The sequence below is a fragment of the Pseudomonas sp. TH34 genome, from assembly GCF_016650865.1.
GTDB classification, from domain to species: domain Bacteria; phylum Pseudomonadota; class Gammaproteobacteria; order Pseudomonadales; family Pseudomonadaceae; genus Aquipseudomonas; species Aquipseudomonas yamanorum.
Genome location: NZ_JAEKFB010000023.1, coordinates 128154 through 143240, shown reverse-complemented (window position 1 = coordinate 143240; position 15087 = coordinate 128154). Strand labels below are relative to the sequence as shown.

15 protein-coding genes are annotated in these 15087 nt (G+C 61.8%); 4 read left to right on the top strand and 11 right to left on the bottom strand.

Annotated elements, in window-relative coordinates:
- Positions 1-158 precede the first annotated feature (158 nt).
- Positions 159-500 carry a hypothetical protein gene (locus JFU58_RS18885; protein WP_063030904.1) on the bottom strand — a complete coding sequence of 114 codons (342 nt, stop codon included), beginning with the start codon at positions 498-500 and terminating at the stop codon, positions 159-161.
- A gap of 29 nt (positions 501-529) precedes the next feature.
- Positions 530-1168 carry a hypothetical protein gene (locus JFU58_RS18880; protein ID WP_063030906.1) on the bottom strand — a complete coding sequence of 213 codons (639 nt, stop codon included), beginning with the start codon at positions 1166-1168 and terminating at the stop codon, positions 530-532.
- A gap of 143 nt (positions 1169-1311) precedes the next feature.
- Between JFU58_RS18880 and JFU58_RS18875 the strand changes: the two genes are divergently transcribed.
- Positions 1312-1575, top strand: a complete 264-nt coding sequence (locus JFU58_RS18875) for a hypothetical protein (RefSeq protein ID WP_063030908.1) — start codon at positions 1312-1314, stop codon at positions 1573-1575.
- Between the two features lie 15 nt (positions 1576-1590).
- Here JFU58_RS18875 and JFU58_RS18870 read toward each other — a convergent pair whose 3' ends face one another.
- Positions 1591-2322, bottom strand: coding sequence for a GntR family transcriptional regulator (locus JFU58_RS18870; RefSeq protein ID WP_063030910.1), 732 nt, complete (start codon positions 2320-2322; stop codon positions 1591-1593).
- Between the two features lie 33 nt (positions 2323-2355).
- The gene (gene yfcF / locus JFU58_RS18865; protein WP_201141608.1) at positions 2356-2988 is read right to left on the bottom strand and encodes a glutathione transferase; all 633 of its coding nucleotides are present in this window, start codon (positions 2986-2988) and stop codon (positions 2356-2358) included.
- Between the two features lie 171 nt (positions 2989-3159).
- On the opposite strand from yfcF, the gene JFU58_RS18860 reads away from it, so the two are divergent.
- Positions 3160-4590, top strand: coding sequence for a hypothetical protein (locus tag JFU58_RS18860; RefSeq protein WP_201141606.1), 1431 nt, complete (start codon positions 3160-3162; stop codon positions 4588-4590).
- On the opposite strand, the gene JFU58_RS18855 is transcribed toward JFU58_RS18860, so the two are convergent.
- A complete protein-coding gene (locus JFU58_RS18855) occupies positions 4587-5135 on the bottom strand; it encodes a DUF924 family protein (protein WP_093197820.1) in 549 nt (182 codons plus the stop codon). The genes JFU58_RS18860 and JFU58_RS18855 overlap by 4 nt on opposite strands.
- A gap of 103 nt (positions 5136-5238) precedes the next feature.
- Here JFU58_RS18855 and JFU58_RS18850 point away from each other — a divergent pair, with 103 nt between their 5' ends.
- Positions 5239-6297, top strand: coding sequence for a HoxN/HupN/NixA family nickel/cobalt transporter (locus JFU58_RS18850; protein ID WP_201141604.1), 1059 nt, complete (start codon positions 5239-5241; stop codon positions 6295-6297).
- An 84-nt stretch (positions 6298-6381) separates the two neighbouring features.
- Here the strand turns inward: JFU58_RS18850 and JFU58_RS18845 are convergent, their stop codons facing one another.
- The 4 genes from JFU58_RS18845 to metE all read right to left on the bottom strand — a co-directional run bounded on the left by JFU58_RS18845 (position 6382) and on the right by metE (position 12887).
- Positions 6382-8823 (bottom strand): TonB-dependent receptor, encoded by a 2442-nt coding sequence (locus tag JFU58_RS18845; RefSeq protein WP_093197829.1) that lies wholly within the window; start codon positions 8821-8823, stop codon positions 6382-6384.
- Positions 8824-8911: 88 nt separating this feature from the next.
- Positions 8912-9859, bottom strand: a complete 948-nt coding sequence (locus JFU58_RS18840; RefSeq protein ID WP_201141602.1) for a FecR domain-containing protein — start codon at positions 9857-9859, stop codon at positions 8912-8914.
- The gene (locus JFU58_RS18835; protein ID WP_093210076.1) at positions 9856-10353 is read right to left on the bottom strand and encodes a sigma-70 family RNA polymerase sigma factor; all 498 of its coding nucleotides are present in this window, start codon (positions 10351-10353) and stop codon (positions 9856-9858) included. The genes JFU58_RS18840 and JFU58_RS18835 overlap by 4 nt, the downstream gene beginning before the upstream one ends.
- Positions 10354-10598: 245 nt before the next feature.
- Positions 10599-12887 carry a 5-methyltetrahydropteroyltriglutamate--homocysteine S-methyltransferase gene (gene metE / locus JFU58_RS18830; protein ID WP_201141600.1) on the bottom strand — a complete coding sequence of 763 codons (2289 nt, stop codon included), beginning with the start codon at positions 12885-12887 and terminating at the stop codon, positions 10599-10601.
- A 213-nt stretch (positions 12888-13100) separates the two neighbouring features.
- Here metE and JFU58_RS32425 point away from each other — a divergent pair, with 213 nt between their 5' ends.
- Positions 13101-13226 carry a hypothetical protein gene (locus JFU58_RS32425; protein WP_017475098.1) on the top strand — a complete coding sequence of 42 codons (126 nt, stop codon included), beginning with the start codon at positions 13101-13103 and terminating at the stop codon, positions 13224-13226.
- A gap of 1 nt (position 13227) precedes the next feature.
- Here the strand turns inward: JFU58_RS32425 and JFU58_RS18825 are convergent, their stop codons facing one another.
- Complete coding sequence (locus JFU58_RS18825; protein WP_026077672.1) at positions 13228-14073, bottom strand: LysR family transcriptional regulator; 846 nt, start codon at positions 14071-14073, stop codon at positions 13228-13230.
- 21 nt (positions 14074-14094) lie between these two features.
- A complete protein-coding gene (locus tag JFU58_RS18820) occupies positions 14095-14985 on the bottom strand; it encodes a LysR substrate-binding domain-containing protein (protein ID WP_093197845.1) in 891 nt (296 codons plus the stop codon).
- Positions 14986-15087: the final 102 nt, after the last annotated feature.

Here is a 15087-nt window from a genome sequence, read left to right as displayed (position 1 = left end):
CAATGAAGATCAACTGTGGGAGCTGTCGAGCTTTAGCGAGGCTGCGATGGGATCACCGCGGTGTCACTGTCAGACCGCAGCGATGCCATCGCAGCCTCGCTGGGGCTCGACAGCTCCCACATTAGATCCCCGCCAGCCGACAGACCGGCGCGAGTCGATTACAGGCAATCCTGCGCCGCATGCTCGAACCGCGATGGCTTGAACGCCGACGCCAATGGTTTGCGCTCATACAAGAACACCTTGCCGCCGTCCTGGGATTTGTAGACTTCCAGGATGTTGTCCGCAGCGATCTTGCTGGTCACCACGATCCGCGCATGCCGAGAGTTCTGCGTGACCGTGGAGGTCATGCCGTTCTTCTCGAACTTGGGCACCACGCACTCAACATACGCATCGGGAGACTTGCTGGTTTGCAGCGTCAGGGTCGGTGCGTTGGGGGCAGACGCGCAACCGGTCATCAATAAAGAAGCAGAAGCCATCGCTGGCACGAACAACAAGCGCATAGAAATTCCTGAAAAATAAACGAAGTGGGCTATCCGGCAGCGACCAACGCCTTGAGCGAGGCATCGAACTGCTTTAATGCATTCAACTGAACGTCGCGCTGCTGCCCAATCTGTGCAGCGATCTGGGGCGCCGTTTTGTCATGTACCCATACAGAAGGCAAGTGCAATTGCGCCGAACCCTCGGCTTTGTCGATGTACTGCAAGTCAAGGTCATAGAATTTGGCGACAAATCGCGCCTCGACCAAGTCGTTCCGCTGGGTCAGCAACTGGTTGTAGGTGTCGAGCATCACCACCACGTCCGGGTGCGCCTGCAACAGCGCATCAAGGTTGTCGTAACGGGTGACGGAGGCAAAGGTGTGCCGCAACGAAGCCATCAGCCAGTCAATCGCCAGGTCCGGGTCGGAGCTGTCGACGAAGGCCTGGCGAATCCGGTCGTCCAACTGATCCTTGGCTCCATTGACTGCCATGGTGTGGTAGCGCGCCAGGTACTGCAGGTTGTCGAGGGTGTTGTCGCTGTAGAGCACACCGACCGTTTGCGAATGCTGCAAACCCACCGGGCTGGCGACGATTGGCGCGAGGTGGCTGGCTTGAAGCCCCCCGGCCGACGCAGAGCCAACCATTGTGCTCATCAGCAGCGCCACCAGGGCCAATCCGGTAAAAGTCCTCATCGCAGGGTCCTTGCACATCATGTTCAATGATGGCAATTGTCCTCCTTTTTCAGAAAAACAGAACTCGCAATACTTGATGGTGACTATTATCTAGAGCAATAGTGTCGTGCAGGCCGCCTCACACAAAATGATAAGGAACGCCTATGAAGCCCCACCAGAAAACCTTCGATCGCATCCGTGAAGCCGTGCTGCCGGAATTTCGCGACCGGGTTGCCGACTACCTGGTCGATTATGAGGAAGTGCTGCTGGATAACACCGCGGAACCCGAGGTGGTCTACGCCATCGCCCAGCAACTGCGCGGCTACTTGCGCGGCTTGAACACCACCCGGGTGCTGGGCATGGCCGACTGGGAAGACCTTGACCGCCGGGTGGTGCAAGCCTGGCTGGTGCTACTGAAAGCCGAATAGCAGCGCGCTAACGGTTCAGCGAATATCCACGCGATAACGGAAATGCTCGGCGTGGCCACGGCCGCGTCGCAACTCCAGGGGTTGGCCAGCGTAATCCCGGGCCAGCCGCTCGATCACCATCACCGGGCTGCCCACCGGCACCTGCAACCAGCGGGCCCACACGTCATCGATGGACTCGGCGGTGAGGGCTTCCTCGGCAGATGCCACGACTTGCCCGCAGACTTCTTCGTAGGTGGGGTACAACAGCAAGCCCTGCCGGGTCAGGTCCACGTCCAGCAGTGCCTGGAACCGGGGGCGCGGCAGCCAGATTTCCTCCGCCAGCACTGGCCCCGTGTCGAGTACGTGCACCCGCACAATACAAATCACCGGCGCATCCGGCGCCAGCCCCAGCACCTCGCTCACCGACAACGGCGCCTTCACCGGCTTGACCGACAGGATCCGGCTCTGGGGCAACTGGCATTCGCCGCCCGGGCCCTGAAAGCGAAAACACCGGAACAACGACGATTGAAACTTCGGACGACGCACAAACGTGCCCCGGCCTTGTTGACGCTCCAGAATGCCTTCCCCCACCAACGCCTCGATCGCTTTACGCACGGTGCCGGTAGACAACTGGTACTGGGTGGACAGCACCGCTTCGGGAGGAATGGCCGCACCGGCACGCCAGTGATTATTGGCAATCTGCTCAATCAGATGATCCCGAAAACGCTGATACAACGGCAGGCGGGAGTCACTCGACAGTATATTCATGGATCAGGATTCACTTAGTAATTGAGGAGGTGACTACAGCGACGGTCGTGCCTGCTTGACCCATTCCTGCACCGAAGGCCGTTGCCATTGGTGCTGGGCATACGCCACCAGGTTGGCGGGCACGCTGTCGCCGTTGAGGATCAGCCGGTTGAGCATCACGGCCAGGTCCACGTCGGCAATCGACCACTCGCCGAACAGGTAGTCGCGGCCGTCGGCCAACAGCGCCTGTGCCGCGTTGATCAGCTTGTGGGCCGCCGCTTGCGCTGCCGACGACAGCGGTTCGCCCTTGAGCCCGTAGAACACCACCAGGGTCGAACGCTCCTGCCGAATCGGCATCAAGTCACTGCGCAACCACGCCTGCACCTGCCGCGCCCTCGCCCGCTGGCGGGGTTCGGCCGGGTACACCGGTACCTGCGGGAACACTTCCTCCAGGTACTCGGTAATCGCCGACGACTCCGACAACGCAAACTCACCCTGTACCAGAGTCGGCACGCGCCCGGTCAGTGACAAGTGAGCGAACGCTTCGGTCTGGTTCTCGGCCGTGTCGAGGTTCAGGGTGAGCAGTTCAAATTCAAGGCCTTTTTCCCGCAGGGTCACGAACGCCGACATCGCGTAGGGACTGGTGAAGTGGGCATCAACGTACAGGGTCAGCGGGCGATGATTCACGGCGACATCTCCTTGGTGGGAGCAACACACTACGAGATCGCGCCGTGCAAATAAAATGCGCGGTTTTTATGGGGGCATTCCTGGCTGGAATACCATCGATAATGGCAATACTATGGCCCCTTGCACCCCACCCGTAACGCCCCCGAAAACAGATCAAGGAACGATCAACAGATGAAACAAGCGGTAGTCGTCATCCACGGAATCGGCGAACAGCGACCGATGGATACCCTGCGCGGCTTCGTGGAAGCGGTGATCCCGGCGGACACCCCCGAGGCGACGCCCTTCTACTGGAGCAAACCCGACCGGTTTTCGCGCAACTTCGACTTGCGCGTGTTGAAGTCGGCGGGCCGCAACTCCACCGACTTCTATGAGTACTACTGGGCCCACAAGATGCAGGGCACCAAGGTCGGCCACCTGCTCAGTTGGCTATGGGACATTTTCAAGCGCCCGCGCCGGGATATTCCCACGGCCATCGTGCCGATCTGGCGCGCCACCCGCTGGACCTTGCTGGCCATGCTTGTACTGCTGGTCAGCGGCACCCTGGCGACGCTGTATGGCCGGTTTCCCCATAGCGACAACCCCTTTGCCCTGATCCCGGTGCTGCTGGCGGTGATCGGCCTGGCCTTGAAGTACTCGGCACTGTCGTACCTTGGCGACGCCGCCCGCTACCTGAGCCCCAACCCGCAGAACGTGGTGGTGCGTGAACAGATCCGCGCCGATGGCGTCGACTTGCTGCGTGCCCTGCACGACAAGGGTGATTACGACCGCATCATCGTCGTCGGCCACAGCCTGGGCAGCGTGATTGCCTACGACATCGTCGGCTACCTGTGGCATGAACATCACGACCAATTGCACCCCAACAACCCGGAACTCGCCGCCCGCTACGCCAACCACGAGCGACTGCAACCGGTGGTCCAGGACACGTTGCCAAAGGCCGGGAACGCCCTCGACGGCCGCCTTCAAAGCCTCCTCAGGTTTCGCGAGCAGCAGGCCGAAGCCTTTATCGAACAACGCAACCTCGGCAACCCGTGGCGCATCACCGACCTGGTCACCCTCGGCAGCCCGATGGCCCACGCCAGCCTGCTGCTGGGCCGCAGCGTGAGCGACTTTAAGCGCCGCATCGAACGCCGCGAAGCCCCCGCGTGCCCGCCGACGCTCGACGAAAAGGGCTACGCCTACAGCGGCCGGCTTCCTTTCACCGTGGGCAGTCGCCCATTCTCACCCCTGTACTTGCACCATGCCGCAGCGTTCGCCGTGACCCGCTGGACCAACCTCTACTTCCCCGCGCCCCTGGGCCTGTTTGGCGACATCGTCGGCGGCCCGGTCAGCCCGGTGATGGGTCCCGGCGTGCTGGACCTGCCGGTCACCGTGGACAAATGGAAAGGCTGGCTCGCCAAGTCCTGGCTCAGCCACACCCACTACTGGAGCGAACGCGGCGGCAAGCAGGGCTACCTTGGCAGACTGACCACCGATGAGGCAGCGATCACCCATGGCGAACGTCCGTCAGCGACTGAAGCGCTGCGTTGGGCGATTGACCTCAAGGGCGTTCGACGTTTTCGTCAGGCGGGCGTCAGAGACTTTGTCGCTGAACCAGAGTCCTAGCCCGAAAAGCCACCGTCCTCCAGGAACGCCCGCTCCTCTTCTGTCGTGACTCTGGCCAACACCTCATTACGATGGGGAAAGCGCCCGAACCGCTCGATGATGCGGGCATGCTCCTTGGCCCAGCGATAGGTATTGGCATCAAGGTCCTTGTTCAGGGCCAGCGACCGCTGTTGATCCTCGGGGTCTTCAGAATGCTCGAAGGGCAAATAACAAAACGCCCGCAACGGGGTTTCGATCAACGTGTCCATCCCCGCCTCGACCATCTGCCGCGCATACAGGCGCGCCAGCGGGTCGGTGGCGAACATATGCGCCGTGCCTCGGAAGGTATTGCGCGGGAATTGGTCCAGCAGCAACAGCAACGCCAGCGCGCCTTCCGGGGTTTGCATCCAACTCTCCAGTTCGCGCCGGGCCGCCTGCAAATGCGCGGCGTAGAAAGCCTCGCGAAAGCGCCGGTCAAACGCTTCATCCTTGGCAAACCAGAGCTTGGGCCCTGCCGCCTTCCAGAATTCAATAACCGCCAGCGCTCCACTCTCGATAGTCGTCACCGTCGTCTCCTCAGTAAGCCCACAGGTTTCATCATCAACTTAAACAAAACCTTTAAAGTTCCGGAATATGTCTGAATGTTTCCACTGTACAAAGGTACCGTTGATGATCCTACGCCTTGCCCAGGTTTTCAGTGACTCCAACACCCAGGTTCGCGCCAAGCTGTTTGGTATCTACGGGCTGTTGATCGGCATTAACGTGGCCGCCTGGATTTGGGCGCTGGTAGCCTTCCATGAGCATCCGGTGCTGCTGGGCACTGCGTTGCTGGCCTACGGCTTCGGGCTGCGGCATGCGGTGGATGCCGACCATATCGCCGCCATCGACAACGTAACCCGCAAGCTGATGCAGGAAAAGAAACGCCCGGTGGCGGTCGGTTTCTTTTTCTCCCTGGGGCACTCTTCGGTGGTGGTGCTGGCATCCATTGGCGTCGCGTTTGCGGCGTCGACGATGCAGGACCGGTTTGAAGGGTTCAAGGCCATTGGCGGGGTGATCGGGACGTCGGTCTCGGCGGCGTTCCTGTTGGTTATCGCCTTGATGAACCTGGTGATCCTGCACGCGATCTACAAGGCCTGGCGCCATGTACGCCAGGGCGGCGCGTACGTGGAGGATGACTTCGACCTGTTGCTGGCGGACCGGGGTTTCATGGCGCGGATTTTCCGCCCGGTGTTTCGCCTGATCAGCCGCAGTTGGCACATGTACCCATTGGGTTTCCTGTTTGGCCTGGGGTTTGATACGGCCACCGAGATCGGCCTGCTGGGGATTTCCGCGACACAGGCCTCTCAAGGGCTGTCGCCGTGGGCAATCATGGTGTTCCCGCTGCTGTTCAGCGCCGGCATGTCCCTGGTGGACACCCTCGACGGTCACCTGATGTTGGGGGCATACGGCTGGGCGTACATGAAGCCGATCCGCAAGATCTACTACAACATGACCATCACCCTGGTGTCGGTGGTGGTTGCGGTGGTGATCGGCAGCATTGAAGCGCTGGGGTTGATGGGTGACCAGCTGGATTTGAAAGGATCGTTCTGGGGCTTTATCGGTGCGTTGAACGACAGCTTCGGGATGCTGGGCTACCTGATCATCGGGATCTTCGTTGCCAGTTGGGCGATCTCGGTGATGCTGTATCGCCTCAAGGGCTTTGACCGGATTGAGGTGAATGCGGGTTGACCGTGGGACATTTGGGCTTGTTGTGGCGAGGGAGCTTGGTCCCTCGCCACAGGTTGTTCATTGAACCGATAGGTTTTCCCAGGCTCAGAAATCCACCGTCGCCGACAATTTCACCGTCCGCGGCTCACCCTGGGTCAGGTAGTTATTCGCCGTCGACGCCGACGACCAATACGCCTTGTTCGCCACGTTCTCGACGTTGGCGCGCAGCGTGATGTATTTGTCATCCGCCTTGAAGCCATACCGCGCGCCCAGGTCGACGCGGGTCCAGGCCGGGATGCTCAGGCTGTTGGCGGCGTTGACGTATTCGCCACCGGTGCGCAGCATCCGTGCGCTGACCGCCGCCCCCTGGATGCCCGGCACATCCCAATCCGCACCCACGTTGTACTGGAAGCGCGGCACACCCGCGGCGCGGTTGCCGTCGGTGGCGCCGTTGGAGGTGCTCTTCTGTTCGGTGTCCATCCACGTGGCACCGGCCAGCAGGCGCAGGCCGTCGATGGGCTCGCCGAACACGTTGAGCTCTACGCCTTTGTTGATCTGTTCACCGTCGACGGTGAAGGTATCGAGCCTCTGGCCCGGGAATCGGGTGGTCGCGTTGTTCGGCTGTTCGATGCGGTACACGCCGAGCGTGGCGCCATAGTTTTCCCAGTCCAGCTTGACCCCGGCCTCCGTCTGTTTGCTGCGCTTGGGCGGGAAGACTTCGCCGGGATTGGTGACGTTAGTGAGTGGCGCCGTCGGCCCCTGGGCCAGGCCCTCGATACGGTTGGCGTAGAACGACACATGCTCCCAAGGCTTGATCACCAGGCCATAGACCGGCGTGGTGATGGACTCGGAGTACGGCGTACCGCGCGCCCCTGTGGCGGTGTTCCAGCTGTCCACCTCGATCGTCTGGCGCCGCACACCCAGGGTCAGCAACACCCGATCATCCAGAAAGCCCAGGGTGTCGGACACCGCCGCACTCTTGATGCGGTTCTTGCCGACAACACGCGGGTCGTGAATATCGCTGCCGAAATAGGTGTTGGTCGGCCGCGGTGTCTGCGTCGGATTGTACAGGTTGCCCGGTTGGCGGTTGGCTTGCAGGATCGCCTCGTAAGACGAGCGCTGCTCGCCCCAGATCCCCGACAACCCGAAGTTCATCTGATGGGTCACCGGCCCCGTCGCGAAGTGCCCGTTCAAGCCGGCCATGGCGCTTTTGTTGTCTTCGTCATGGGGCGAATACAGGAAGCCCACCTTGGCGCTGCCATCGTTGCCGACATACAGCGACGAATACTGGCCGTTCTCCCGGGTGTGCTTGGCGCCACCCGCGGCGTAGGCCGTCCAGTTATCGTTCAAGTCATATTCGGCGTTGACCATGCCATAGGTGTCTTCCAGCTCCGACCAGCTCCAGTCCTGGGCGTAGTTGTCCTTGGCTGACGGCGGGCTGGGCACTTTGGTGCCGGTCAGGTAAACCACCGAGCGGCCATTATTGATGCGCTCTTTCTGGTAGCCAAAGTCGGTTGAGACCCGCAAACGATCGCCGCGATAATCCAGGGCGACGGCGATCAACTGCGAGCTTCTGTTTTCATCGTCCACGGCGGTTTCGCCGCCGTGCCGGGCCAGGTTGACCCGGGCGCCGAAGCGATTGTCTTCACCAAAGCGTTGGCCGAGGTCGATGTGGCCGCCGGTCTGGCTGTCGCTGGCGTAATCGAGGGTGACGCTGCGGGTCGGCGTGTCTTCGGCGCGCTTGGGCACCAGGTTGACGCTGCCGCCAATCCCGCTGCCCGAAGGCGATACGCCGTTGACGAAGGCGTTGGGGCCCTTGAACAGCTCCACCCGTTCCAGGGCTTCGGTGGTGATGATCTGCCGGGGCAGCACGCCATACAGGCCGTTGAACGCGATGTCATCGGTACTCAGCGGCAGGCCGCGAATGGTGAACACCTGGGAGAAATTGCCGAACCCGGACGACTGGCGCACCGATGCGTCGTTGAGCAACACATCGCCCACGGTCCGTGCCTGTTGGTCAGCGATGGTTTTCGAGGTGTAGCTGACTACGCTGAACGGCACGTCACTGATGGACCGGTTGCCCAGCACGCCCAGGCGCGCAGAACGTGCCACCTGGCCGCCCGCATACGTGTCCGCCTGCGCCCCGCTCTCCTCGCCGCTGATGGTGGTGGCGCCCAGTTCCAACGCATCGCCGCTGGCCTGGGGCACCACGGTGTAGCCATTGGCGCTGGTGCCTTGCAGGGTATAGCCGCTGCCTTGCAGCAACTGGGCAAAGCCCGATTGCGCGCTGTAACTGCCTTGCAACCCCGGGCTTTGTTGATCGTTGAGCAAGGTGGAATCGAACGACAACGGCACCCCGGACAACGCCGCGAACTGCGCCAGCACATTCCCCAGCGGCCCCGGCGCGAGGGTATAGCTGCGCGCCGCACTGCTTGGCGCAGCTTCTTCTGCCTGGGCGTTCTGCAACGGCGCGATGGCGGCAAGGGCGACCGCCAGGCTCAGTGCCTTCAACGGACGGGGGCAGTATGGGAGCGGTCTGGCGGTCATGGGCATTCCTGTCGACGCGGAGCAATGTTGAGGGTTCTCCCCTACACCGGGCGACAACGAAAAAGGTATCAGCGAACGTTGAAAAAAATCAGCGCGGTTCGACCGTCACCCAATACCCGGTGAGGCTGCTGACCTTGACCGGCAGGGTTTCCTGCAACAGGTGCAGGCTGGCGTCGGTATCCCGTAGGGAAAACGCGCCCGACACCGTGAGGTTGGCCACCGAGTCGTGGCAGCGCAACACGCCGGCGCGATAACGACCCAGCTCATCCAGCAAGTCCGCCAGGCGCATGTGCTGGGCCAGCAGCATGCCGTTTTCCCAAGTCAGGGCGCTGACGTCCAGCGGCTCGACGGCGGCTACCCGGTCAACACTGAAGGCGCCCTGCTCGCCCGCCCTGACGATCACACCCTGGCCGGCATGCTCCGCCAGCAACTCCACCGCGCCTTCGGTCACGGCCACTCGACTCGCCTGCTCACCCACCCGCACGCTGAACCGCGTGCCCAAGGCGCGGGCCGTGCCGTGGCGGGTCTGAACGATAAACGGACGTTGGGCGGAGTCCTTGGCGGTGGTGATCAACACTTCGCCCTTGAGCAACTCGATGCGCCGTACCTGATCGGAGAACGCGATATTCAGCGAGCTGCCGGTGTTGAGCAGCAGGCGTGTACCGTCGGGCAAAGTCAGGTTCTTTTGTTCGCCGATGGCCGTGTGTTGGTCGGCGGTCCACTGCTGCCACGGCACCTGCCGATACGCCAGCCAGGCCGCCGGGCCCGCCGCCAGCAACAGCCCGAGCGCCTGGCGCCGACCGAGGGACTTTTTGCGCCCAATGCGCTTGAGGGTATCGCCGACAATCGCCGCCGGCACGCTGTTGAAGTCCCCCAGAACGGCCTGCACCCGTTGCCAGGCCTGGGCGTGCTGGGCGCTGCGGCCCTGCCATAGGGCGATGGCGCGGCGGTCTTCATCGGTGGCGCTGCCGGATTGCAACTGCACCATCCAGTCGGCGGCTTCACCGAGGATCAGCGGATCAATCGACTGGCTCATGCCACGCTCAGGCAGGCCAGGAAGGCATCGCGCATGTAGCGTTTGACCGAAATCAGCGAAACACCCAATGCATCGGCAATCTGTTGATAGGTCAGGCCATCGATCTGCGACATCAGGAAGGCCTGGCGGGTTTTTTCCGGCAGATCCCGCAGCATCGCTTCAATGCGGTACAGCGCTTCGAGGATCAGCCAGCGGGTTTCCGGCGAAGGTACATGTTGCTCGGGCAGGTGGGCGATGGTTTCCAGGTAGGCGCGCTCCACCTCCTGGCGGCGCCAGCTGTCGATCATCAAGCCCTTGGCGATATGGGTCAGCAATGCCCGTGGCTCGGCGCCCAAGTGGGTGCTGGTTTGCCGGGTGAGCAGGCGCATGAACGTGTCATGGGCCAGGTCGGCGGCGTCGCTGGCATTGCCCAGCTTGCGGTCCAGCCAACGGTGCAACCATCCATGGTGTTCGCAGTACAGGTCCTGGATATGCAGATTGAGGGGAGACGACATGCCGATCACCGGGGCGCGCCGGGCGGTGAGACCCAAGCGTAATTAAGAATTGATCGCATTCTAGTCTGCAAGGGTCGTAACTGGCAATTTCACAGTTTTTGAGCGCTGTAGATTCCTGTGGGAGCTGGCTTGCCTGCGATAGCGGTGTATCAGTCGCCGAAGATGCAAACTGGCCCACCGCTATCGCAGGCAAGCCAGCTCCCACATTTTTGATCTCCACCCGGCGTGTGATTCCGGGTGTTGGATCAGGCCAGTTCGGCCCGCAGTTGACGTGCTGCAGTCACCATGTGAATCAGCGCCGCTTCAGTCTCCGGCCAGCCACGGGTTTTCAGGCCGCAATCCGGGTTGACCCACAGGCGTTCGGCCGGGATGCGTTTGGCTGCCTTGCGCAGCAGGTTGGCCATTTCCGAGGCATCCGGTACCCGTGGCGAGTGGATGTCGTACACCCCAGGACCAATGTCGTTCGGGTAAGCGAAGGCTTCGAATGCCTCCAGCAGTTCCATGTCCGAGCGCGAGGTTTCGATGGTGATCACGTCGGCATCCATCGCCGCGATGGACTCGATCACATCGTTGAACTCGCTGTAGCACATGTGGGTGTGGATCTGGGTTTCATCACGCACACCCGAGGCGCACAGGCGGAAGACTTCGGTGGCCCAGTCCAGGTATTCCTTCCACTGCGCCCGGCGCAACGGCAAGCCTTCACGGAACGCGGCTTCGTCGATCTGTACGATCTTGATCCCGGCGGCTTCCAGGTCCACCACTTCGTCACGAATCGCCAGGGCCAGTTGGCGCGCCTGTTCTTCGCGGCTTACATCTTCCCGGGGGAACGACCACATCAGCATGGTCACCGGGCCGGTCAGCATGCCCTTCATCACCTTGTGGGTCAGGCCTTGGGCGTAGCGGATCCACTCCACGGTCATGGCGTTCGGGCGGCTCAAGTCACCGAAAATCACTGCGGGTTTCACGCAACGGGAACCGTAGCTCTGTACCCAGCCAAAGCGGGTAAATACATAACCGTCCAACTGTTCGGCGAAGTATTCGACCATGTCATTACGTTCGGCTTCACCGTGCACCAGTACGTCCAGGCCAAGGTTTTCCTGCACTTCCACCGCGTGACGGATCTCGCTGTGCATGGCTTCGACGTATTCGGCTTCGCTCAACTTGCCGGCCTTGTACGACTGGCGAGCCAGGCGGATCGAGGCGGTTTGCGGGAACGAACCGATGGTGGTGGTCGGGAACAGCGGCAGGTTGAGGCCAGCCCGTTGTTTCTCGATCCGTTGGGCAAACAGCGAGTGACGCTGGCTGTCATTGGCGGTGATCGCCGCCACGCGGGCTTGCACCGCGGGCTTGTGGATACGTGGCGAAGCGGCGCGGGCAGCTTGCACGGCGCGGCTTTCAGCCAGGGCGGCGATCACGTTTGGCGCTTCAGGTTGATTCACGGCCTGAGCCAGCACCGCCACTTCTTCGCACTTCTGTACGGCAAACGCCAGCCAGCTTTTCAGCTCGGCATCCAGCTTGTCTTCACGGCCCAGGTCCACCGGGCTGTGCAGCAAGGAGCAAGACGGCGCCACCCACAGGCGATCCCCCAGGCGCTCATGAGCATGCTGCAAGGTAGCCAGGGCTTTTTCCAGGTCGCAGCGCCACACGTTACGGCCGTTGACCACGCCCAGGGACAGCACCTTATAAGCAGGCAGACGATCGAGGATGGTCGGATACTGATCCGGCGCACGCACCAGGTCGATGTGCAGGCCGTCCACCGGCAGGTTGGCTGCCAGGCCGAGGTTCTCTTCCAGGCCGCCAAAATAGGTGGCCACCAGCTTCTTCAGCGGGTCACGCTGGATCAGGTTGTAGGCACGCTCAAACGCACTTTTCCAATCCTGCGGCAGGTCCAGCACCAGGATCGGCTCGTCGATCTGCACCCACTCCACGCCCAGGTCCGCCAGGCGCTGGAAGATCTGGCCGTACAGCGGCAGCAGGCGGTCCAGCAGGTCGAGCTTGTCGAAATCGCCACCCTTGGCCTTGCCCAGCCACAGGTAAGTCAGCGGACCGATAACCACCGGCTTGACGGTGTGGCCAAGGTCACGGGCTTCCTTGACCTCTTCGAACAGTTGCTCCCAACCCAGTTGGAACTGCTGGTCGGCGCTGAACTCAGGTACCAGGTAGTGATAGTTGGTGTCGAACCACTTGGTCATTTCCTGGGCGTGGGCACCGCCGCAGCAGCTGTCGCTGACGCCACGGGCCATGCCGAACAGGGTGTGCAAGGTGGCTTTGCCATCGGCCGGGCGGAAACGCTCAGGGATCACACCGAACATCAGCGAGTGAGTCAGTACCTGGTCGTACCAGGCGAAGTCACCGGCGGGCAGCAACTCGATGCCGGCCTTCTTTTGCAGGTCCCAGTGCGTCTTGCGCAACTCACGACCTACGGCGCGCAGGCCGGCTTCGTCGAGTTCACCCTTCCAAAACGCTTCCTGCGCTTTTTTCAGTTCACGATCGCGACCAATGCGCGGGAATCCAAGGGAATGGGCAACAGCCATGACGTAAAGCTCCAATGTGTGTGTATGGGAGCTATTGTCGGGATCGGCGAATAGTGAGACAAACTCATTTTATTCCAGATGATCACAAGTTCTACTCATGATACTCGGGCGTTCCTTCGGTTTTGCTTATCACTGAAATAGCTAGCAGCGCCTGTTTTGGTGCGCGATGGCTACCCATACTTTTGCTTCCCGAACACCCAAGGAAGTCCTCACATGGAACCCCATCGAAGTCAGCCTGTAACCGCCCTGCTCGTTCACCTCGCCGCGTTGGGCGTGGCCATCCTCGGCATCAGTAGCCTGGCCCTGCTGATGGCCTGGGCCGGGCGCCTGATGTTCTAGTTCAATCGGCGGGAATATCGGCGCTCAAGGTGCGGATCAGCGCCTGCGCCTGAGTGTCCCGCTGCGCCGTATACAGCACCACTTCACGACTGGGCAGCGGCGGCAGGTCGAAACGCTGCTCCACGTCGACGCAGCCACCAGGCGCCATCCGCCCCACCATCGCGCCGATGCCAATCCCCGCCACCACCGCAGCACCAATCGCCAGAATCCCGCTGCCCACGAACGCCTCTTCCCAGGCGAGGTTCTGCTCGGCCAGCGCCGCCATCACCATGCTGCGCATGCCGCAGGGTTCCGGCTGGATCGCCAGGGGCAACGCCCCGCCCTGGCGTAATTCGAAGTCGTGGGAAGCCATCCAGCCAAAGCGTTCGACGCCCACCACTTCGCCGTCCTGGCGACGGTTGTCGTGCCGCAGGATCATCGCCACATCCAGCTTGCCCTGCTCGTAGTTCATCAACATGTCCCGCGAGGTGCCGAGGCTGAACGCCACGATCACGTCCGGGTCGGTGGTCGCCAAACGCCGCAGCCACAGGCTGAGATCGGCGCCGACAATGTGGTGGCTGACGCCCACGCGCAAGGTGCGTTTCTGCGGGCCAAAACAGTTCATCGCCTCCTGGTAGTTGTCCAGCAAACGGCGCGCGCTGGCCAAAAACATCTGCCCATGGGCCGACAACGTGACCCGTCTCGGCGTGCGCTCCAGCAGCTTGCGGCCAAGGCTTTCTTCGAGGCGTTTTATCTTCAGGCTGATGGCCGCCTGAGTGCCGCCGATGGCATCGGCGGCGCGGGTGAAACTCTTGAGTTCAGCGACCAGGACGAACGCCTGGATGGCGTCGATATCGGGCATTTTCATGGATGAACTGGCGATAGTAAGTTAAGGCGTGACGTTAGCATGCCGCGCCTGCTGCCCAAACCACTGCATGATCAGCGCACAGCCTGGGTGTGACGCCGCCGATGGCTGCAAGCACAATGCATACACCCCGCCGGTCACCAGCGGCTGACCAAACGGCACCACCAACACACCCCGTTCGATCGACTCGGCCGCCAGGGTCAGGTCCGTCATCGCCACCCCAAGCCCGCGGGCGGCGGCATCCAGTGCCAGTTCGTCGAGGTTGAACGGGATATGCCGGTAGTCGTCCAGCGACCGCGCACCATTGGCCGCCAGCCAGGTCATCCAGTCTTGCTTGTCGGCCGAACGATGCAGCAGCGCAAAGTGTGCGAGTTGCTCCACCGAAGCCAGTGGCCCCAAACCCGGTGCGCAGACCGGCACCAATGACTCGTGGAACAAGGTCAGGCGCGCAGGATCGTTGTCGGGTTTTGGCAGGTAAAGGATGTAGGCATCGCTGTCACTCGCCGGCTCGACCACCTCGGTGGCGACGGTCTCGATCGCCAGGGAAATATCGGGATGGTTGCGATAGAAATCACTGAGCTTGGGCAGCAGCCAGCGCACCGCCAGCGACACATGCAGGCGGATGCGAAACGGGCGTTTGTGAGGCGAGAGCCGATCCTCCAGCACCTTCAGTTGCGCCAGGATGCTCCGGGCGCTGGCCAGCACCTGCTCACCTTCAGCGGTCAGGCGCAGGCTGCGGCTGGTGCGGGTGAACATCGGCACGCCGAAATGGCTTTCCAACTGCTGGATTTTGCGGCTCACCGCGCTTTGGGTCAGGCACAGCTTCTGTGCTGCCACGGTGAAACTGGCGCAATCGCTGACTTCAACCAACGCCTGCAAGCCCTGCAACGAAGGCACGTGACGGATGTTATCCATGCGTTTTCCGAATAGCTGGATGATTTTATAACGTTGGTTGTATCACCACCGGCCCTATAGATTCCAGGTGTAGCCCGAACTTAGTCATGCGAACAACGCATA